The 19,910-nt window shown below is 36.8% G+C and carries 20 protein-coding genes, 1 riboswitch and 1 other annotated feature; of the genes, 8 read left to right on the top strand and 12 right to left on the bottom strand.

What is annotated here, in order from left to right:
* Positions 1-35: 35 nt before the first annotated feature.
* Positions 36-1,355 carry a Na+/H+ antiporter family protein gene (locus Q3V31_RS06625; RefSeq protein ID WP_000994775.1) on the top strand — a complete coding sequence of 440 codons (1,320 nt, stop codon included), beginning with the start codon at positions 36-38 and terminating at the stop codon, positions 1,353-1,355.
* Positions 1,356-1,378: 23 nt separating this feature from the next.
* Here Q3V31_RS06625 and Q3V31_RS06620 read toward each other — a convergent pair whose 3' ends face one another.
* Positions 1,379-2,305 (bottom strand): LacI family DNA-binding transcriptional regulator, encoded by a 927-nt coding sequence (locus tag Q3V31_RS06620; RefSeq protein ID WP_000201367.1) that lies wholly within the window; start codon positions 2,303-2,305, stop codon positions 1,379-1,381.
* Positions 2,306-2,419: 114 nt separating this feature from the next.
* Entirely contained in the window at positions 2,420-2,896 is a 477-nt protein-coding gene (locus Q3V31_RS06615; protein ID WP_329763428.1) for a GNAT family N-acetyltransferase, read from the bottom strand.
* Positions 2,897-2,978: 82 nt separating this feature from the next.
* Between Q3V31_RS06615 and Q3V31_RS06610 the strand changes: the two genes are divergently transcribed.
* Positions 2,979-3,902: an alpha/beta hydrolase gene (locus tag Q3V31_RS06610; protein WP_098220018.1), complete on the top strand. Its 924-nt coding sequence runs from the start codon at positions 2,979-2,981 to the stop codon at positions 3,900-3,902.
* A 10-nt stretch (positions 3,903-3,912) separates the two neighbouring features.
* Here the strand turns inward: Q3V31_RS06610 and Q3V31_RS06605 are convergent, their stop codons facing one another.
* Positions 3,913-4,158, bottom strand: coding sequence for a YqkC family protein (locus Q3V31_RS06605; RefSeq protein WP_000358701.1), 246 nt, complete (start codon positions 4,156-4,158; stop codon positions 3,913-3,915).
* Positions 4,159-4,297: 139 nt separating this feature from the next.
* On the opposite strand from Q3V31_RS06605, the gene Q3V31_RS06600 reads away from it, so the two are divergent.
* The 5 genes from Q3V31_RS06600 (at position 4,298) to ribH (ending at position 8,558) form a co-directional block, all read left to right on the top strand.
* On the top strand, positions 4,298-4,504 hold the full coding sequence (locus tag Q3V31_RS06600; RefSeq protein ID WP_001151582.1) for a CDGSH iron-sulfur domain-containing protein: 207 nt from the start codon (positions 4,298-4,300) through the stop codon (positions 4,502-4,504).
* A gap of 176 nt (positions 4,505-4,680) precedes the next feature.
* Positions 4,681-4,824: riboswitch (FMN riboswitch) on the top strand.
* Positions 4,825-5,133: 309 nt separating this feature from the next.
* Positions 5,134-6,246, top strand: a complete 1,113-nt coding sequence (gene ribD / locus Q3V31_RS06595; protein ID WP_329763383.1) for a bifunctional diaminohydroxyphosphoribosylaminopyrimidine deaminase/5-amino-6-(5-phosphoribosylamino)uracil reductase RibD — start codon at positions 5,134-5,136, stop codon at positions 6,244-6,246.
* Positions 6,228-6,872: a riboflavin synthase gene (gene ribE, locus Q3V31_RS06590; protein ID WP_000493923.1), complete on the top strand. Its 645-nt coding sequence runs from the start codon at positions 6,228-6,230 to the stop codon at positions 6,870-6,872. Before ribD ends, ribE begins: the two co-directional genes overlap by 19 nt.
* A gap of 12 nt (positions 6,873-6,884) precedes the next feature.
* Positions 6,885-8,078, top strand: a complete 1,194-nt coding sequence (gene ribBA, locus Q3V31_RS06585; protein WP_000469015.1) for a bifunctional 3,4-dihydroxy-2-butanone 4-phosphate synthase/GTP cyclohydrolase II — start codon at positions 6,885-6,887, stop codon at positions 8,076-8,078.
* A gap of 18 nt (positions 8,079-8,096) precedes the next feature.
* On the top strand, positions 8,097-8,558 hold the full coding sequence (ribH, locus tag Q3V31_RS06580; RefSeq protein WP_000230895.1) for a 6,7-dimethyl-8-ribityllumazine synthase: 462 nt from the start codon (positions 8,097-8,099) through the stop codon (positions 8,556-8,558).
* A gap of 30 nt (positions 8,559-8,588) precedes the next feature.
* On the opposite strand, the gene Q3V31_RS06575 is transcribed toward ribH, so the two are convergent.
* From Q3V31_RS06575 to Q3V31_RS06540, 8 genes are all read right to left on the bottom strand, one after another.
* The gene (locus tag Q3V31_RS06575) at positions 8,589-8,909 is read right to left on the bottom strand and encodes a hypothetical protein (protein ID WP_000280031.1); all 321 of its coding nucleotides are present in this window, start codon (positions 8,907-8,909) and stop codon (positions 8,589-8,591) included.
* A 181-nt stretch (positions 8,910-9,090) separates the two neighbouring features.
* Positions 9,091-10,089, bottom strand: a complete 999-nt coding sequence (bioB, locus tag Q3V31_RS06570) for a biotin synthase (RefSeq protein WP_000815853.1) — start codon at positions 10,087-10,089, stop codon at positions 9,091-9,093.
* Position 10,090: 1 nt separating this feature from the next.
* Complete coding sequence (gene bioC, locus Q3V31_RS06565) at positions 10,091-10,900, bottom strand: malonyl-ACP O-methyltransferase BioC (protein ID WP_329763382.1); 810 nt, start codon at positions 10,898-10,900, stop codon at positions 10,091-10,093.
* On the bottom strand, positions 10,866-11,606 hold the full coding sequence (locus Q3V31_RS06560; RefSeq protein WP_016130229.1) for an alpha/beta fold hydrolase: 741 nt from the start codon (positions 11,604-11,606) through the stop codon (positions 10,866-10,868). The genes bioC and Q3V31_RS06560 overlap by 35 nt, the downstream gene beginning before the upstream one ends.
* A complete protein-coding gene (bioF, locus tag Q3V31_RS06555) occupies positions 11,603-12,790 on the bottom strand; it encodes an 8-amino-7-oxononanoate synthase (RefSeq protein ID WP_016130230.1) in 1,188 nt (395 codons plus the stop codon). The genes Q3V31_RS06560 and bioF overlap by 4 nt, the downstream gene beginning before the upstream one ends.
* On the bottom strand, positions 12,756-13,484 hold the full coding sequence (gene bioD, locus Q3V31_RS06550) for a dethiobiotin synthase (protein WP_000012511.1): 729 nt from the start codon (positions 13,482-13,484) through the stop codon (positions 12,756-12,758). The genes bioF and bioD overlap by 35 nt, the downstream gene beginning before the upstream one ends.
* Positions 13,484-14,872 (bottom strand): adenosylmethionine--8-amino-7-oxononanoate transaminase, encoded by a 1,389-nt coding sequence (bioA, locus tag Q3V31_RS06545; RefSeq protein WP_329763381.1) that lies wholly within the window; start codon positions 14,870-14,872, stop codon positions 13,484-13,486. Before bioA ends, bioD begins: the two co-directional genes overlap by 1 nt.
* 122 nt (positions 14,873-14,994) lie before the next feature.
* Positions 14,995-15,351: a hypothetical protein gene (locus Q3V31_RS06540; protein WP_002094419.1), complete on the bottom strand. Its 357-nt coding sequence runs from the start codon at positions 15,349-15,351 to the stop codon at positions 14,995-14,997.
* 142 nt (positions 15,352-15,493) lie between these two features.
* Positions 15,494-15,713, top strand: a binding site (T-box leader).
* Between the two features lie 277 nt (positions 15,714-15,990).
* Here Q3V31_RS06540 and nhaC point away from each other — a divergent pair.
* Positions 15,991-17,364, top strand: coding sequence for a Na+/H+ antiporter NhaC (gene nhaC, locus Q3V31_RS06535; RefSeq protein ID WP_016130232.1), 1,374 nt, complete (start codon positions 15,991-15,993; stop codon positions 17,362-17,364).
* Positions 17,365-17,416: 52 nt separating this feature from the next.
* On the opposite strand, the gene cpdB is transcribed toward nhaC, so the two are convergent.
* The gene (gene cpdB, locus Q3V31_RS06530; protein ID WP_329763380.1) at positions 17,417-19,828 is read right to left on the bottom strand and encodes a bifunctional 2',3'-cyclic-nucleotide 2'-phosphodiesterase/3'-nucleotidase; all 2,412 of its coding nucleotides are present in this window, start codon (positions 19,826-19,828) and stop codon (positions 17,417-17,419) included.
* Positions 19,829-19,910: the final 82 nt, after the last annotated feature.

The following is a 19,910-nucleotide window of genomic DNA, read 5'->3' as shown; positions in this document are numbered from 1 at the left end:
TTAACAGAATAAAAATTAGGGAGATTACATTTATTATGAACGCTGTACTCATCGCAGTAGCAGTCATGCTAGTGCTTAGTTTGTTACGTGTCCAAGTCATTGTCGCCATTATCGTTGGAGCTTTAACAGGCGGACTTATCGGCGGACTCGGTATTTCAGAAACAATTAGTACTTTTACAACCGGTCTTGGGAACAGTGCTCCTATCGCATTAAGCTACGCAATGCTCGGTGGATTTGCTATTTCACTTTCAAAAACAGGACTTCCTGATGCAATGATCCAATCAGCTTTAAAATGGATCGGCAACGAACAAGACACGAAAAAACAAGTCTATTCTAAAATACTCATATTATTTATCATTTTAACAATGGCTTGTTTCTCACAAAATATTATCCCTGTTCATATCGCCTTCATCCCGATCTTAATTCCAGCACTTTTAAAAGTATTAAATGAGCTGAAGGTGGATCGTAGGCTTGTAACATGTCTTATTACATTTGGATTAATTACCCCTTACATGTGGGTCCCAGCAGGGTTCGGAAAAATTTATCATGACGTATTGCAAACAAATGCTGCGCAAAGCGGGCTTACATTTGATGTCGCTCTTATTCCAAAAGCAATGACTATTCCAGCAATCGGTATGATTATCGGATTATGTGTAGCGGTTTTCATTACATATCGAAAACCACGTACGTATGAAACGGAACAAGTTCATGCTACACATAATGAAATCGTTCCCTATACAAAAAGAAGCATTACTTTTGGTTTATTATCAATAATCGCTACATTAACTGTTCAATTAGCAACAGAATCAATGATTTTCGGTGCTTTAGCAGGTATTATCGTCTTATCAGTTAGCGGTAGTCTCCCTCTTAAAGAAGCCGATGCTATTTTAACGAGCGGAATGCGTATGATGTCCTTTATCGGATTTGTTATGATTTCTGCCGCTGGATTTGGCGCTGTTCTTCGAAAAACTGGACATGTTGAATCTCTTGTGCAAACGAGTGCACATATAATCGGAAATAATAAACCGCTTGCTGCATTTCTTATGCTCGTTATTGGACTTCTCGTTACGATGGGAATTGGTTCTTCCTTTTCAACCATCCCAATATTAACAACAATTTTCGTACCATTATGCGTCCAGCTTGGATTTAGTCCAATGGCAACAATCGCCATTATCGGTACAGCTGGTGCACTAGGTGATGCAGGTTCTCCAGCATCTGATAGTACACTTGGACCAACGTCCGGTTTAAATGCTGATGGTCAGCACCACCATATATGGGATACATGTGTACCAACTTTTCTACACTATAATATACCGTTACTTATATTCGGCTTTATTGCCGCAATTACACTATAAAAGGTGCGTTTTATACGCACCTTTTACTTTGTTGTTTCTCTCTCAATACACCTAAATTCTGTTTCCACTTCTTCTTTTCCCACTTGTTTCTTCTTTATTTTTCCTATTAACTGCTGAAATGCTATTTCCCCATTTTCTTCGATATAACTTCCAATTGTCGTTAACGATGGGCTTATCCATTCACCCTCTGCACTCCCGTTAAATCCAATGATTTGCAACTTATCTGGTATATGAATATTAAGCGTTTTCGCCGCCCTGATTAGCTCAATAGCGATCTTATCACTTGAAGCTACAACCCCATCTATGTATGGATGTTTTTGTAACAATTCAAGAAACTGTTGATTCGTATACCCTTGTACAATTTCCTCTCGATAAGAAAGTCCTTCTTTCCAAGCAGTATCTAAAAACCCTGCCACATGCTCTTCCATTTCTTCACTTTCTACTCCCTCGCCAATATAAGCAAGAAACTGGCAGCCTTTCTCTTTCAATAAAGAAACAGCTTTCTGCCCACTTTCATAATAACTAGTCAGAGATTGTCGTTCTTCAAGCACAGCGAAAGGCAGTGAGATTTCTCCTATACTTTGAAAAACAGATTTCGTCATTATAACGCCTGCCATGTTATTTTGCACCAACATATCTATGTATCTATTCTTATTTTCTATATTACAAACTACTACTTGATACCCTTCTTTATATGCTATTTCCTCAACGAAACGGAGCAAAGTGATGTATGATGGATTATGCAAATTATCTACCAGTAATGCAATCATTGTTGAAGGTTGTTTAAATAAAGGCTTTGCTGTAGCATTCGGTCTATATTGTAACTCTTCAATTGCTTGCTTTACTTGTTTTACCGTATCTTCATGGACATATCCTTTTTCATTAATAACTCTTGAAACGGTTGCAACTGAAACACCAGCCAATTTTGCAACATCACGTATAGTTGCCACATCGTCACCCCTTAATATGGTAATAGATTACAATTTTAAACTAAACCAAAATATAACATTCGTCAAGAATATTGTTTTATATTTCTGAAAATTGTTACACACCTTTCACTTTGCTTACAAAATATATTCCAACTGAATTTCATGTAAAATTGCAATATTACCATAACCAATAAACGGAATTTCTTTCTTTATTTTTCGTGCTTCCTTTACGGCGTCCATGTATAAGTTCGTCATTATGAAATTACGTTTTTGATAAAATCGGAGTGCGTTCATATTATCATTCGTCGTAATGAGCCACACTTTTTCACACTCATTTTCCCTTGCCATTTGCAATACACAATCCACCAGTTCTGTCCCAATCCCATTTCCCTCCTCAAAACTATCTAACGAAACAATTTCACACATGTTTTTTAGCACTTCACACGTTATAATTCCCACTATTCTGTCATTTTTAAGTGCGATAAAACCAGGTAATTGTTCTAATTGATGTGCTCTGCCTCGCGAGACCATCATTGAACTCCCCCAGTTTTCACACATAAACACCCGAATTGTTTCTTTCATTTCTGGTGTAATTTTTTGTATATGAACCATATACGATTTCTCCCCTTTTTATATCATTGTGATACAATGTAAGTGTATCATATGTAGAGGTATTTGGAGGATGAGGTAAAGTATGAAACGTTTTTTTACAACATTGTTTACTATACTAGGTGCAATAACTGCGATTGGGATTTTCTTTACAAATAAAGTTATGTACTTGAAGAAAAAGACAGAGGAAGAAGTTTTAGAGCGTGAAACGAAAAAGCATTTTCATTTGGACGATTTTAACGCTATTCAAAAAGAAGAAATTCACATCTCTTCTCAATTTGGATACGAACTTCACGGATACTACATGCCAGCTGGGCATTCCAATAAATTTATGATTTTTTGCCACGGTGTGACTGTAAATAAAATGAATTCCGTTAAGTATGCAAACTTATTTTTAAGCAGAGGATATAACGTATTTATTTATGATCATCGCCGCCATGGTAAAACAGGTGGTAAAACAACAAGCTATGGATACTATGAAAAACACGATTTAAAGTCAGTAGTTGACTGGCTAAAAGGTCGTTTTGGAACGAATATTATCCTTGGAATTCATGGTGAATCTATGGGGGCTGCAACCCTTCTTCAATATGCAGGACTTGTAGAAGATGGTGCCGATTTTTATATTGCAGATTGTCCTTTTTCTGATTTCTACGGGCAATTACAGCACCGTTTAAAGGTTGAATTCCATTTACCTAAATGGCCTTTATTACCTTTAGCAAATGCTTTTTTAAAAGTGCGTGACGGTTATACGATTCGTGAAGTTTCACCAATCGATTGTATAAAAAACATTAACAATCCCGTTCTCTTTATTCATAGTAAAGATGACGATTATATTTTAGCTGATATGACGAAAGCGTTATATGAAGCGAAAGAAAATAATAAACAACTTTATATTGCAGAACACGGTGCACACGCTTGCTCTTATAACGAAAATAAAGAAGAATATGAAGCAGCCGTTGATCAATTTTTAAACTCATATGTAAAAGAAACAAAAAACAGGCTTGCATAAGCCTGTTTTTTTACTGCGCTAAAACGTCTGTAACTTGTTCCATGTTTTCAGAAATCCACTTTATTGCCTCATCTAGCGTCGGAAATTCCGTCGTTTGAAAGGTCACCTCATCTTGCAGTAACCAAACATCTTTCGGTTCTTGTCCTACACCTGCGATTGACCAATGAAGTAAACTATATGGATGATTATCATTCAAAAATGATGCCCACGTGCGCTCATTTGCAATATTTTGTAGTGTTCGTAATTTTTTATCCATCTTTCGTCACCTTACTCTAGTCAGTTATAAAAACTATTATAACACTCTCTTCTCTCTCAAACAAAGTGCTCTTTTTGTATTGTCAAGTACTCTCCCTGATTATATGATGAGATTAAGCGTTTGGGAAGGAGGGATTAGGTTGGCAAAAGTACAAATCAAAGTAAATGATAATGGCTCTTTTCGCGTTACAGGGGACGTGGAATTAGTTGACTCGCAAGGGAATGTATTCCCAGCAAAACCAGCATTTTCTTTATGTCGTTGTGGTTTATCGAAAAACATGCCTTATTGCGATGCTTCGCATAAAGGCAAATTCGAATCTGTTGTTAGAGCACCAGAGGCAGAATAGTTTTGTACGTAACATGCACATTTTTTGTGCATGTTTTTTCACTATTAACACCGTATACTTGCAACATTTCTACTGATTTTATCCCCATTCCTATTACATCTATTTTCACACAATTCTTCACATTCGAATATTTTTTACTTTGCTTTTTTCTTTTTTGTGCTATAATGTGAGCAAACAACATCCTTCGGGGTCGGGTGAAATTCCCAACCGGCGGTGATGAAGCGAGAGCTTCTAAGTCCGTGACCCGTTTTCAACTCGAAAACGGTGGATCTAGTGAAACTCTAGGGCCGACAGTATAGTCTGGATGGGAGAAGGATATGTTTTCTAGTAATTTTATATAGCGAATACACTTTTATTTCAGTATGCATATTTTTAAAGTTTCATTTTGAATCTTTATATATGTTTTATTTTGTATACTTATGTTTCTATACTGAAATAAAAAGATACGACTAGCGTTGAAAGAATTTGATATTTTGCTAGGTTTTTTCCTTATGCCAAAATATCAGTCATCGTTAGGTTTCTTTCCTATACTTTCGTATTCGAACTATATTTCTAGAAATCACGTCTCCCAAACCCCAAGGATTTTATATCCTTGGGGTTTTTTGATTTTTTCAGGAGAGGTGAAGAGAATGACTGATCAAGAATATATGGCGCTTGCCTTGCAGTTAGCACAAGGTACATCAGGACAGACCAGTCCAAACCCTATGGTTGGTGCCGTTATTGTTAAAGATGGAAAAATTGTTGGAATGGGTGCCCACATGTGTGCTGGTGAAGAACATGCTGAAGTTCATGCTCTTCACATGGCTGGTGAAAGAGCAAAAGGCGCTACTGTTTATGTAACACTTGAACCATGTAGCCATTTTGGAAAAACACCCCCTTGCTGTGAATTACTCATTGAAAAGGGAGTTCAGCGTGTTGTAATTGCTACTCTTGATTGCAATCCACTCGTTTCCGGCAATGGAAAAAGGAGATTGGAAGAAACTGGAATCGAGGTAACTACTGGTGTTCTTGAGGCGGAAGCCACTTTATTAAATCGATACTTTTTTCACTATATGAAAACGAAACGTCCCTTTGTAACAATAAAAACAGCAATGAGCTTAGATGGAAAAACAGCAACTGTAACCGGTGAAAGCCAGTGGATTACAGGCGAAGAAGCACGCGCTGATGTTCACCAATATCGTCATATGCATGATGCTATCCTAGTCGGTGTGAATACAGTTCTAACTGATAATCCACACTTAACAACACGAATTCCAAACGGAGGTAAACATCCTATACGCGTTATTTTAGATACCCACTTAAGAACGCCGCCATCTTCTCATGTCATAACAGATGGCTTAGCTCCGACATGGATTATTGTCGGTAAGGATGTAAACAAAGAGAAAATAGCGTCTTATGAATCTAACAATATAGCTGTATTCCAAATGAAAACACAGCAAATTGAAATACAAGATGTCCTATCCCTACTCGGTGAGAAACAAATTCTTTCTCTGTTCGTTGAAGGTGGTCAAACGGTGCATGCAAACTTCTTAAAAACAAATAGTTTTAATGAAATTGTGACCTATATAAGCCCAAAATTAATTGGCGGAAAAGATGCACCCACCTTATTTGGCGGAGCTGGTTTTTCGAAGTTACAAGATGCACTTTCCTTAACAATTCAAGAGATGAAACAAATCGGTAATGATATAAAAATTGTTGCAACCTTAAAAAGCGAGGTGACGGAATGTTTACAGGAATCGTAGAAGAGTTAGGAACGATATCAAGCATGACTCAAAGTGGTGAAGCAATGAAGCTAACTATTAACGCAAACCAAATTTTATCAGATGTCAAATTAGGCGATAGTATCGCAGTTAATGGCATTTGCTTAACGGTAACTACTTTTACGACTACTTCATTCACTGTCGACGCAATGCCTGAAACAATGAAAGCAACATCACTTCGTATGCTAAAGCCCAGTGCCAAAGTGAATTTAGAACGGGCGATGGCTGCAAATGGACGATTCGGTGGACATTTCGTCACCGGACATATCGATGGCATCGGTACGATTTTAACTAAAAAACAACATTACAATGCCATCTATTACAAAATAGCAATTTCTGATGAATTACTACGCTATTGTTTGCATAAAGGATCCGTTGCTGTTGATGGCACTAGCTTAACAATATTTGATATAGACGAATCTTCAATTACAATCTCACTCATCCCGCACACAGTAAGTGAATCTGTCATCGGAGAAAAAAAAGCCGGGGACATCGTAAACATTGAGTGTGACATGATTGGAAAATATATTGAACGCTTTATTTCAAAGCCCGCAAAAAGAACTGATTCAATGACCGAAAGCTTTTTACAAGAAAACGGATTTCTATAAGGGGGAAGCACAATGTTTCATCGTATTGAAGAAGCTCTAGAAGATTTAAAACAAGGAAAAGTCGTTATCGTATGTGATGATGAAAACCGAGAAAATGAAGGCGACTTTATTGCTTTAGCAGAGTACATTACACCAGAAACGATTAATTTTATGATTACACACGGTCGTGGTCTCGTTTGCGTACCAATTACGGAAGGGTACGCAAAACGTCTACAGTTAGAACCAATGGTTTCTCATAATACGGATTCACATCATACTGCTTTTACAGTAAGCATCGATCACGTTTCTACAACAACAGGCATTAGTGCTCATGAGCGCGCTACGACAATACAGGAATTATTAAATCCCGCATCTAAAGGAACTGATTTTAACCGCCCTGGACATATCTTTCCATTAATTGCGAAAGAAGGTGGTGTCCTTCGCCGCGCGGGTCATACAGAAGCTGCTGTCGATTTAGCAAAACTTTGCGGAGCTGAGCCAGCTGGCGTCATTTGCGAGATTATAAATGAAGATGGGACGATGGCACGTGTACCTGATTTACTAGAGTGCGCCAAACAATTTGATATAAAAATGATTACAATTGAAGATCTAATTGCTTATCGCCGCCATCATGAAACACTTGTGACGAGAGAAGTGGAAATTACATTACCTACAGATTTCGGCACTTTTCATGCAATTGGCTATTCTAACTCATTAGATATGAAAGAACATATCGCGCTCGTAAAAGGTGATATTTCAACAGGCGAACCTGTACTTGTACGCGTTCATTCAGAATGTTTAACAGGAGATGTATTTGGTTCGTGCCGCTGTGATTGCGGACCACAGCTACATGCTGCACTTGCTCAAATTGAGCGTGAAGGAAAAGGTGTTCTTCTCTACATGAGACAAGAAGGACGCGGCATTGGCCTTCTTAATAAGCTTCGTGCTTATAAGTTACAAGAAGAAGGGCTAGATACTGTAGAAGCAAATGAAAAGCTTGGGTTCCCAGCTGATCTTCGTGATTACGGTATTGGCGCTCAAATTTTAAAAGATTTAGGCTTACAAAGTTTACGATTATTAACGAATAATCCACGAAAAATTGCTGGCTTACAAGGTTACGATTTAGAAGTAACCGAGCGTGTACCGTTGCAAATGCCAACAAAAGAAGAAAATAAAACGTATTTACAAACGAAAGTAAGCAAATTAGGACATTTACTAAACTTATAATTAAGGGAGAGATAAATTATGGTATTCGAAGGTCATTTAGTTGGTACAGGATTAAAAGTTGGGGTTGTTGTTGGACGTTTTAATGAATTTATTACAAGCAAGTTACTTGGCGGTGCTTTAGACGGATTAAAGCGTCACGGTGTAGAAGAAAATGATATTGATGTTGCATGGGTTCCTGGTGCATTCGAAATTCCTTTAATCGCTAAAAAGATGGCTAGTAGCGGAAAGTATGATGCTGTTATTACATTAGGTACAGTAATTCGCGGTGCTACAACGCATTACGATTACGTTTGTAATGAAGTAGCAAAAGGTGTTGCCTCTTTATCACTACAAATGGACATTCCAGTTATTTTCGGTGTATTAACGACAGAAACAATTGAACAAGCGATTGAACGTGCAGGTACGAAAGCTGGTAATAAAGGATATGAATCGGCAGTTGCTGCAATTGAAATGGCTCACTTGTCAAAACAATGGGCCTAAAAAAATAAAAAAGAGGCTGCGGCCTCTTTTTTATTTTTTTACTTTTTTCCGTACATCTTTTATTAATTCATCCATCGATTTTCCTTCTGTTTTTATACGAAGAGCTTGTGCTGTTCTCCACACATTTTCTCTCTTTTTCGCTTCTTCTATAATAGAAATTTCCTTCCTCACTTCTTTTAAATCTTTTCCTTCTGTTTCAAGCCCAAAATGTTCAGCTTTTGTTCGAAAATGTTGTTCAATTCTTTGTTGCATTTCTTTTTGTTCAGGATTTTCAGCCGCCTTAACTGGATCAGCACTTATCGCTTTTATTAAAATCAGACAAGTCATAATGGCTAATATGTATTTGTACATGTAAAATCCTCCGCCCCGATATAAATTACATTTTTACTATGTACAATTTGGGCTTGGAAAATTCGTCCACAAAAATTATTTTTTTCGCTCAAAAGCCACTACTATCAAGCCTCAATGGCCTTTTATTACATTTTATTTACAAAAAAAGCAAACCCTTTAAAGAGTTTGCCTTTCATCTACGTTATAGCGCACATTCTTCAATCTCAAAACCTAAATCTTCAATCATACCCCAGTCCGCAGTCGGCTCTTGTCCAGCTGTTGTTAAATAATCCCCGACAAAGATAGAGTTTGCTGCAAATAAACCAAGTGGCTGAACAGAACGTAAATTAAGTTCTCGACCGCCTGAAATACGAATTTCTTTTGTTGGATTTACAAAACGCATCATTGCCAGCACTTTTAAACATTCTACAGGTGTTAATTCTTTTTGTCCTTCAAGCGGAGTACCCTTTACAGCAACAAGGAAATTACATGGAATAGAATCCGCATCTAAACGTTGTAATTCAAATGCAATTTCAGCACGCTGTTCAATCGTTTCTCCCATTCCGAAAATTGCCCCAGAGCATGGAGAAATACCAGCTTGCTTCGCTTTTTGGACTGTATCAACACGATCGTCATACGTATGCGTTGAACAAATGCTATCGTAATTATTTGCATGTGTATTTAAGTTGTGGTTATAACGATGCACACCAGCTTCTGCTAACTGACCTGCTTGATCTTCATTTAAAAATCCTAAACAACAGCAAATTTTCAAATCTGTCGTTTCACGAATTTCCTTAACTGCTCCAATAACGTGATTTACTTCTTTATCTGTCGGACGACGACCAGATGCAACAATACAATATGTACCTGCTTTACGACGAATTGCTTCGTGTGCTCCCTCAACAATTTTCTCTTGTGTTAACCATGCATATTTATCAATCGGTGCTTCTGAAATAATAGACTGTGAACAATAACCGCAATCTTCAGGACATAATCCAGATTTCGTATTTATAATCATGTTCAACTTTACTTTCTTACCAAAATGATGATGGCGAATGATGTAAGCTGCATTCATAATTTCTAAAACTTCTGTATCATCAGCTTCTAATATTGCAATTGCATCTTCTTTCGTAATCATTTTTTCTTCTACTACGTCGTATGCAAGTTTTTTCCAATCCCTTTTTGTTTGTACTTGTTTCATTTCATCTCTTCCCCTCTTTTGTTATATACGTAAATAAAGCATGATATGTTGCCATTATCCCTTCTTTTCCCGTGAAGTCTCTTTCGTATATACGAAGCATCGTACGAAAGAGTGAAGGGCTTTGACAGTAAGACTCTTCATTACTATTGGTTGCCCCTATTTTTCGAATAGAATGTAGAAACTCCCTAACTTCTGTAAAGCTTTCTATGTAACACGTTTCAGAAACATGTACATTTCCTAATGGATTTTTGCATATATTCACTAACTGTTCTTTCGAAACGAATCGTTGTCCTATTGAAGTACAATTGTGTATCCCCTTTTCTTTCTTAGCACGCTGGAAAGACGTATGCAATTCTTGAAAAGTCGTATTACCAAACGTGGAAAATAATAATATTCCTTCTTCAGACAAATAGTTAAATAAATTTTTCACTGCCCCTTTTAAATCATTAAGCCATTGAAATGTAGCATTTGAAATAATGACATCATATGAATTTTCTAATTTTAATTGTTCAATATCTTCACATCGAAACATCACATTTCCCACATTTTTTCTAGTTTTCGCGACTGCAATCATCTCATCGGCAAAATCCACAGCTGTAATATGCGCCTTCGGAAATAAATTTGATAATTGCTCTGTTACATATCCTGTCCCGCATCCAAGTTCTAAAATACGTATCGATGATGTTTCACTATATCGTTCCTTCAATGTAGAAAGTAACGAATGCGCCATCTTTTTTTGTACATTTGCATATTGATCGTAGGATACAGCCGCCCCGTTAAACCGTTTTTGCAGTAACGTTTTGTTGATCATGTCGTATCCCCTCTACAAATTGAATGATTTCATTTGCGCAATATTCAAAATTCGTTACACATAATGCATGCCCCGCCTCGCTTACTACTTTTAACGTAGCATTCGTATTCTCTGTCATACTATGAGCTGCGGATAATGGACATATCACATCCTGTTCTCCATGAAGAAGTAACAAAGGGACTTTTACACTTGTTAATTCGTTTCTCATATCTGTTCCTATTAAATAATCTAAGCCTAATTGTAAAGACTGAATCGAATCTCCTTTAAACTTCAGCGCAATCTCTTCAAAATTCGTATTCTCCCTCAGCTCACTTTTTGTAAACATATTTTCATAGAAACGCTTCAAAGTATCTTCTTTCTTTCTCGTTAAATTCTTTTTCATACGTTCTACATGTAGGGAATTCCATCCACTTGTATAGTCACTTGTATTGGTAAATTTAGCGGTACCACCAATTAGCACCATACCTTTCGCCTTAATCTTTTTATAAGCTTGTACTGCTGCTAACGCTCCTAGTGACCATCCAACTAAAATTACATTTTCATCCTGCGCTACATCTATTATTCGCCCCGCAAATTCACTATGTTCTTTCACGTTACGCCAATCTATGCATTGAACAGAATATCCTTTAAAATACGGCAGAACTAAAGTCCAAACACCTTCTTCCATTCCCCATCCTGGAATAAAAATAAGTTTTAGCTCTTTCATACTAAAAACCCCTCTTCTTTACCAATGCGTATAATATGCTGAATAGCCCATTTTAAATCGGCTATTGTATGTTGTGACGTAACTGCAAAACGGACTCGAGAACTACCAACCGGAACAGTCGGCGGACGAATTGCAATGGCTGCGATACCTACCTCTTGTAACCTTTCACTAAACCGTAAAGTATTTTCATTTGACCCAACCACAATCGGTACAATATGAGTTGAGCTATTCCCAATATCAAAACCAGCTTCTTGTAAATGCGTCCTGAAATATGCACCATTCTCTATAAGTCGCTCTCTTCTTTCGTTATCTTCTTTCACAATTTCAATTGCTTTTCGCATCGCCCCTAATGTTCCTGGTGGTAAAGCTGTAGTAAAAATCAAGCTTCTCATCATATTTTGTAAATACTCTATATAAATGGAAGCACCCGTTAAATACGCACCATAACACCCTAAAGCCTTACTAAACGTCCCCATATGTATATCAATTTTTTGAGCAATATCTTTTTCTATATGAGATAGTCCAGCTCCACCGATCCCATATATTCCACTTGCATGTGCTTCATCAACTATAATGATTGCTCCGTATTTATCTTTAAGCTGAACTAAGCCTCTCAAATATGCAATATCCCCATCCATACTAAAAACTGTATCTGTTACGATTAATTTTCTCTTTTCTGGTGACGCTATTTTCAACATCTTCTCTAAATGATCCAAATCATTATGGCGATATCTTTTATGCTCTGCTCCGCTTAATATAATCCCATCAACGATACTTGCATGGTTTAATTTGTCACTAAAAACAATATCGCGGCGACCAACTAACGAAGAAATCGCCCCAACATTCGCGGTATATCCACTATTTACAATTAAGGCTTTTTCAGTGCCTTTCCAATCGCATATACTTCTCTCAACCTCTTCATACAGTGGATAATTTCCTACAACGAGACGAGATGCTGTCGCTCCAGTTCCATATTTTCTTGTACAGGCAATAGCAGCTTCTTTCAACCTTTCATCTCCAGCTAATCCTAAATAATTATTCGATGCTAAATTTAGCATCTTTTTCTTATTTCGAATAAGCCATGTCTCTTCGGATTGCTCTGTTACATATAAATTACGATACTGCCCTTGCTCCTTTAATTGTTCTACTTTAGATTGAAGATGCGCGTGCCACATTTGATTCATTTTGGATGAGCTCCTCTAATTTTGAAATCATAATATGCTCTTTTGCCGATTCTAATAATTCTTCCTTTGTAAACTCTCCTTCAAGGAATGGTAATAACCCTAAAACCGGCACTCCACTTAGCTCCTCAATCATTATTTTATTTTCTTGCACTCTTTCTTTTTCATATTCTTTACATCCAGATAAAATTACACCTGCTACTTTTAATCCATGTGCTTTTGCATAAGAAATTGTTAAAATAGTATGATTAACTGTCCCAAGGGTAGGACGCGCTACTACAATAAGAGGAAGCTGTAATTCTTTTGCAAAATCAATCACTAAAGCATCTTCTGTATATGGGACAGCAAGCCCACCAGCCCCTTCTACAAATAGGCTATTAAACTCTTTTAATAGTTCATTATAGTGATCAGTAATTTCTTTTAACGTTACTGTCCTTCCAGCTCTTTTCATAGCAAGTCTCGGAGCAAGTGGTTCTTCAATGGAATAAGGACAAATTTTATCTTCTTTTGTCGGTACACCCGATAACGCTTTTAATCTTGCTGCATCACCCTCAGGATTTGATGCAACATGTCCACTTTGCAACGGTTTATATACACCAACATTATGTCCACGCTCTCGAAATATACCTGCCAATGCTCCTGTCACTACCGTTTTGCCGACTTCTGTATCCGTTGCTGTTATAAAGAAACCACTCATTACTCTCCCTCCGTAACATCCGAGATTGCTTTATATAAAATGCGTAACATCTCATCAATCTCAGCCACCGTAGATGCAAGAGGAGGCATAAATACAATAGTGTTACCGAGTGGACGTAAAATCATCCCTAACTCTCTTGAACGTTTACACACTTGAACACCGACTCTTTCTGTCCATTCAAACGATTCCTTCATCTCCTTATTCTTCACAAGTTCAATACCAATCATCAGCCCACACTGACGAATATCTCCTACGTGCTTATATTCATTAAGGGGTTCTAATTGTGCTGCTACATATTCTGCTTTATGCGCAACATCTTCTATTAAATTAGTTTTTTCATATAGTTCTAAATTTGCAATTGCTACTGCACACCCTAATGGATTCCCTGTATAACTATGACCATGGAAGAATGTTTTTTGTTCTTCATAGTCCCCTAAAAAGGCATTATAAATTTCATCTGTCGTTACCGTAATTGCCACCGGTAAATAACCACCTGTTAAGCCTTTTCCCGCAGTTAAAATGTCTGGCGTCACATCCTCGTGTTCACATGCAAATATTTTCCCGGTACGCCCAAATCCAGTCGCTACCTCATCTGTAATAAATAATACATTGTATTTTGTACATAAATCGCGAAGCCCTTTTAAGTACCCTTTTGGCATTGTAATCATCCCACCAGCACCTTGCATTAATGGCTCCACAATAATAGCTGCTACTTCTTCATGTTTTTCTTGTAGCAATTCTTCCATTTCTTCTAAATGTTTCTTTACAATTTGTTCCTTATTATCTCCATAAGGAGAACGATATGTATATGGATACGGCATTTTAATTGCCTCAAATAATAGTGAACTATACACTTGGTGAAACAAGTCTATGGCTCCTACTGAAACAGCACCTATCGTATCACCGTGATATGCTTCTTTTAATGTAACAAACCTTTGTTTTTTCGGTTTTCCTTTATGCTGCCAATATTGAAATGCCATCTTAATTGCAATTTCAACGGCGCTAGAACCGGAGTCTGAATAGAATACTTTCTTCAATCCTTCTGGTACAACTTCAATTATTTTTTCTGCTAATAAAATAGATGGAACGTTAGCAAGCCCTAGCATAGTAGAATGAGCAATTTTATTTAATTGCTCATGAATTGCCTCATCTAATTCTGGTACTTGATGTCCATGAACATTTAACCAAATAGACGAAACACCGTCCCAATATTCATTTCCATTTACATCGTATAGCTTTCTTCCCTCTCCACGTTCAATAATGACAGGATCTTCTTCTAAATAATCCTTCATTTGTGTAAATGGGTGCCATACATAAGCTTTATTTTTCTCTGATAATTCTTCATATGTATAAGACGATTTTTCAGTCGTATTACTATTTACAGTCACAATTGTCACCCCTAATGTTAACTAGTTTATAAATATAGTTAACATTAAAAATAAATGACTGTCAATTATTTTTAAATCAAATAGTTCTTAAAAAAGAACAACTTATCATACGATAAGTTGTTCTACTTTCCGTGTTGTATCTTTCCGATTTCTAAAATAATCTCTTCATCTTTTTTTCCTTCTGTATCAATTCCAAGTTGCTTAGCATGCTCAATTAATAAATCATGGCGCTGCTCAAACCTAGCTTTATCTACTTCTTTCGTAACCTCTTCTTTTGTTTTCCCTTCAGTAGAAACTCCTAGTTTCTCAGTTGCTTTTTCCATCGATTGCTTCTCTTCAGCTTCTTTCACTTTCTTCACTTCTGACTGCTGTATTTGCTTTTGTTTCGACTGCTCTGATTCAGCTGCAAAAGCTGTGTAAATTCCAGCACTTCCGCCAACGACTAGTAAGGTGGTAAAAAGAATTATTTTTTTCTTCACTCTTCCCTCCCCTTTCAAATTCATTATAACGCACATTTTTACAGTATGAAAAACATTTCTCCTTTATTTCCCTAAAAAAATATTGAACATTTTTATTGACATGTAAGACGAATATATGATAAAAATTTAACTAACATCATATGAATCGGCATTGATAGGATTAGTAGTATTTCGATTTCTGATTTCAGAGAGCTGGTGGTCGGTGCGAACCAGTACAGAGCGAATTATGAATTACCCCCTAGAGCTTCTTTTGCGAAACGTACGGAGTAGTGAAAGACGGTTATAGACCGTTATATCTAAAGAGTGGTGAAACGACACTGTTTCACAATTTAGGGTGGTACCGCGAATTTTTCGTCCCTGCATATATTGCAGGGGCGTTTTTATTTTATTAGCGCATATCATACGACCCTTTATTTTGTGATACATTCATTTCACAAGCTAGGGTGGTACCGCGATTTCTTCGTCCCTGCATAATTATATGCAGGGACGTTTTTTTATCCAATCATTTCCGTATCATATTGAAGGACCAACAATTACCGGTAATTTGTCACAAAATTCTAAAATTTAGAAGGAAATAAACAATATTGGCGAATTTTATATAAAAAAGAGCTATTTTAGATTACTTAGGAGGGGAAAAAAATGGTTTCAAAAATTGAATCTGTTCTTTTAACATTATTTATCTTTTTCTGTATTGGCTTTAGTGTTATCCAATTAGAAGTTTCACCACACATCCCAATTTTATTTGGTATCGTTCTTTTATTAGCATTTGGATTTATGAAAAAAATCTCTTGGTCTACTATGGAAAAAGGGATGATCAGTAGTATTTCAGCTGGTATTCCATCTATTTTTATTTTCTTACTTGTAGGCGTATTAATTAGTGTTTGGATCGCTGCTGGAACAATTCCAACTTTAATGGTATACGGCTTTCAGCTTGTATCTCCTAAAATTTTCGTTCCAACTGTTTTTGTTGTTTGTGCAATTGTTGGAACAAGTATCGGTAGTGCCTTTACAACTGCCGCAACTGTAGGACTTGCCTTTATGGGCATGGGTAGTGCTCTCGGATACGATCCGGCTCTGATCGCTGGTGCAATTATTTCTGGTGCATTCTTTGGAGATAAAATGTCTCCTTTATCTGATACAACAAACTTAGCTCCTGCTGTAACGGGTGTAGATTTATTTGAGCATATTCGTAACATGCTTTGGACAACAGTTCCAGCTTTCATTATTGCTTTTATCGCATTTTTCATTTTAGGAAGCGGCACTAGTGGAGACGTTGACTTCACAAACTTTATTAGCACGTTAGAAAAAAACACAACGATTTCTATCGTTACACTTATTCCAATTTTATTACTGTTCCTATTCGCATTTAAAAAAGTTCCAGCAGTTCCAACATTACTTGCAGGAATTGTGGTAGGAATTATTATTCTCTTTATTTTTAAACCTAGCACTTCTTTAGCTGATTTAATGAAAATTATGCAAGACGGTTACGTTTCTAAAACTGGTATAAAAGACATTGATAGCTTACTATCTCGCGGTGGTCTACAAAGTATGATGATGTCGATTGCCCTTATTTTCCTAGCTCTTTGTATGGGAGGATTATTACAAGGAATGGGTATTATCTCGCAGCTGATGAATATCATCTCTAGCTTTGTAAAAAATAGTACACGCTTAATTATTTCTACTGCTTCAACTGCAATTGGTGTAAACTTCTTACTTGGTGAGCAGTACTTATCAATCGTTTTAACAGGACAAGCATTCGCTAATAAATACGATGAAGTCGGTTTAGAACGTCGTAATTTATCACGCGTATTAGAAGATGCAGGTACAGTTATTAACCCGCTCGTACCATGGGGAGTAAGTGGTGTATTCTTATCGAATGTCCTTGGCGTTCCGACATTTGATTACCTTCCATTCGCAATTTTCTGTTTAGCTTGCCCAGTCTTAACAATTATTGTTGGTTTCACTGGATTTGGTCTTTCGTGGAAGAAAGAAAAAGCAGTACCTGTTTCATAATGTACACATAAAAAAAGGATTACCGTAATCGGTAATCCTTTTTTATGCTTTACTATCTATTTGCTTTCTTTCTTCTAAATAACAGAAGTAATCCCGCTCCAACAAACGCCAAACCTGCTCCAATTGTAGAAACAACACTTGTACCTGTTTTCGGTAAATCACGTTCTTCTTTATTTTCACTTACAGTTGTTGTTTCTTTTGAGTTTTGATTATCCGTTGTAGTTTGTCCAGATCCTGCATTATTTCCATCTTGTTTTGGTTCATTTCCATTATTACCTTCACCTGTTGGTGGTGTTGTTGGATTCTCTCCGTTATTGCCTTCACCTGTTGGCGGTGTCGTTGGATTCTCTCCGTTATTGCCTTCACCTGTTGGTGGCGTCGTTGGATTCTCTCCGTTATTGCCTTCACCTGTTGGTGGCGTCGTTGGATTCTCTCCGTTATTGCCTTCACCTGTTGGTGGCGTCGTTGGATTCTCTCCACCAGTTTCCTTATCATCATTCTTCTTCGTTATATCAATTACATATTTAGCAAATTCATTTTCAGATGGTCCAACATATGATATCTTTCCATCTTTCTTTATATGGTTTTGTGCATTTGGTGAAGAATCAAATGTTGTATTTAATTTATCTGCAACAATCGGCTTAAACGTCCAATTTTGATCTGCTGCTGGATCAATAATTGGAGTTTCTTGCATATATTTCACAATGATTTGACGTGTTTCATCTTGTGATTGGTATACAACTTCCCCTTTACTTACACCAGGGAACGTTTGGCTACTTCCACGATAGTTATTTGTAGCTACGATGAACTCTTGATTGTCAGCTACAGGCTTACCTTCATACGTCATATTTACAATACGATTCGTATTTCCATTTACAACTTTACCATCTTTATCGTATTTCGCTGGTTGCGTCACGTCAATTTCGTATTTTAGACCATCTAAAATATCAAAATTATATGTAGGATAACCTATATTTACTAGTGGCTGCTCTTCTGTTTTCGCTGGATTAATTTGATTAAACTGACCAGCAGACATTTCAAGCCATTCTTTTACTTGTGCCCCGTTTACTTTTACAGCATATAACGTATTTGGATATACATATAAATCTGCTACGTTTTTAATTGCTAATGTCCCTGCTGGAATATCCGTATAATATGTAGCACCGTTTCGGCCACCTGCTTTAAATGGTGCTCCTGCAGATAATACTGGAATTCCTTTATATTTACTATATTGTCCGTTTTCAGCGAATAGCTTTTCTACATACCATTTTTGTGCATTTGTCACAAGTTGTACAGAAGGATCATCTTGTACTAATGAGAAATAACTATTAATTGGCGCTGTCGTTTTTCCTACAGCTGTATTCACATAATCAATTGTCGCTTGATGATCATCCTTAATTTCATTAACTAATTTTTGATCAGATTGTACTAATGGGTTCCCTTTACTATCAGCAATCGGACGAAGTTGCGGCTTCGATTGCTCTTTTTGTACTTCCCATTTTCCGTTTACCTTTTTCAATTGCATATCAATAATACCTAAGTTACTTCCAAACACACCAGGCATTACAACAGGAACACCATTAAATACATCCTTCACTTCAGTATGTGAATGTCCCATTAATACTGCATCTACACCAGGAACTTCTGTTAAATAATATGAAGCATTTTCCATGCCAACATTGTATCCACTCTTATCAACACCGGAATGCGCTAGTGCAACGATAACGTCTGCACCCTCTTCTTTCATTTTCGGTACCATTTTCTTCGCTGTTTGAACAATATCTTTTGCTTTTACTTTTCCTTCTAAATTTGCTTTATCCCAGTTCATAACTTGGGGCGGAACAAATCCCATTACACCAATTTTCACCTTTTGCTTTTGACCTGATTCATCCTCTACTTCTTTTTCAAAAATATGATATGGTTTAAAGTAATTTTGGTCATTCTCTTCATTATTATCTTTATCGTCTTTATAGACGTTTGAGTTAATAACTGGGAATTCTGTTTTACTAATCACTTTGTTTAAATAATCTAAACCGTAGTTAAATTCATGGTTCCCAAGAGAGATGACGTCATACTTCATTAAATTCATTACACGATATAATGGATGTACATAACTCGGATCCACAGGCTTCTTCGGATCATTTATTTTATTCGCCACATAATCCCCAAGTGGCGTACCTTGTAATGCATCCCCATCATCAAATAAGACAGAGTTCTTCGCTTCTTCACGCGCTTTATTAACAAGTGTTGCAGTTTGCACGAGACCTACTTTATTATCTGTTTTCGTTTGATAATAATCGTAATTCATTAAGTTAACGTGAATATCTGATGTTTCTAAAATTCGTAAGTTAACTGTACTCTCCCCAGCTTTTTCCTCTGCTTGAGCTGTTGTTGGCAGCACTTGCGGTGCTATAACACCAATAGCAATTGTTGCTCCAGCTAACATTTTTTTTGACTTTTTCACAAAAAATCCCCCTTATACGATTACCCCAAAATAATGAAGTGAATCTCTATCAGTCCCTAACCACATACCTTTTTTCTTCTAT

Source organism: Bacillus nitratireducens, from assembly GCF_036320425.1.
In the GTDB taxonomy this organism is placed as follows: domain Bacteria; phylum Bacillota; class Bacilli; order Bacillales; family Bacillaceae_G; genus Bacillus_A; species Bacillus_A nitratireducens.
This window is presented reverse-complemented; position numbering and strand designations above follow the sequence as displayed.

What these genes read in the sequence shown, in the direction of transcription:
- Q3V31_RS06625 (WP_000994775.1), top strand. Translation starts at nt 36, where the DNA reads ATGAACGCTGTACTCATCGCAGTAGCAGTCATGCTAGTGCTTAGTTTG.
- Q3V31_RS06615 (WP_329763428.1), bottom strand. Translation starts at nt 2,896, where the DNA reads ATGGTTCATATACAAAAAATTACACCAGAAATGAAAGAAACAATTCGG.
- Q3V31_RS06610 (WP_098220018.1), top strand. Translation starts at nt 2,979, where the DNA reads ATGAAACGTTTTTTTACAACATTGTTTACTATACTAGGTGCAATAACT.
- Q3V31_RS06605 (WP_000358701.1), bottom strand. Translation starts at nt 4,158, where the DNA reads ATGGATAAAAAATTACGAACACTACAAAATATTGCAAATGAGCGCACG.
- ribD (WP_329763383.1), top strand. Translation starts at nt 5,134, where the DNA reads ATGACTGATCAAGAATATATGGCGCTTGCCTTGCAGTTAGCACAAGGT.
- ribE (WP_000493923.1), top strand. Translation starts at nt 6,228, where the DNA reads ATGTTTACAGGAATCGTAGAAGAGTTAGGAACGATATCAAGCATGACT.
- ribBA (WP_000469015.1), top strand. Translation starts at nt 6,885, where the DNA reads ATGTTTCATCGTATTGAAGAAGCTCTAGAAGATTTAAAACAAGGAAAA.
- ribH (WP_000230895.1), top strand. Translation starts at nt 8,097, where the DNA reads ATGGTATTCGAAGGTCATTTAGTTGGTACAGGATTAAAAGTTGGGGTT.
- Q3V31_RS06575 (WP_000280031.1), bottom strand. Translation starts at nt 8,909, where the DNA reads ATGTACAAATACATATTAGCCATTATGACTTGTCTGATTTTAATAAAA.
- bioB (WP_000815853.1), bottom strand. Translation starts at nt 10,089, where the DNA reads ATGAAACAAGTACAAACAAAAAGGGATTGGAAAAAACTTGCATACGAC.
- bioC (WP_329763382.1), bottom strand. Translation starts at nt 10,900, where the DNA reads ATGATCAACAAAACGTTACTGCAAAAACGGTTTAACGGGGCGGCTGTA.
- Q3V31_RS06560 (WP_016130229.1), bottom strand. Translation starts at nt 11,606, where the DNA reads ATGAAAGAGCTAAAACTTATTTTTATTCCAGGATGGGGAATGGAAGAA.
- bioF (WP_016130230.1), bottom strand. Translation starts at nt 12,790, where the DNA reads ATGAATCAAATGTGGCACGCGCATCTTCAATCTAAAGTAGAACAATTA.
- bioD (WP_000012511.1), bottom strand. Translation starts at nt 13,484, where the DNA reads ATGAGTGGTTTCTTTATAACAGCAACGGATACAGAAGTCGGCAAAACG.
- nhaC (WP_016130232.1), top strand. Translation starts at nt 15,991, where the DNA reads ATGGTTTCAAAAATTGAATCTGTTCTTTTAACATTATTTATCTTTTTC.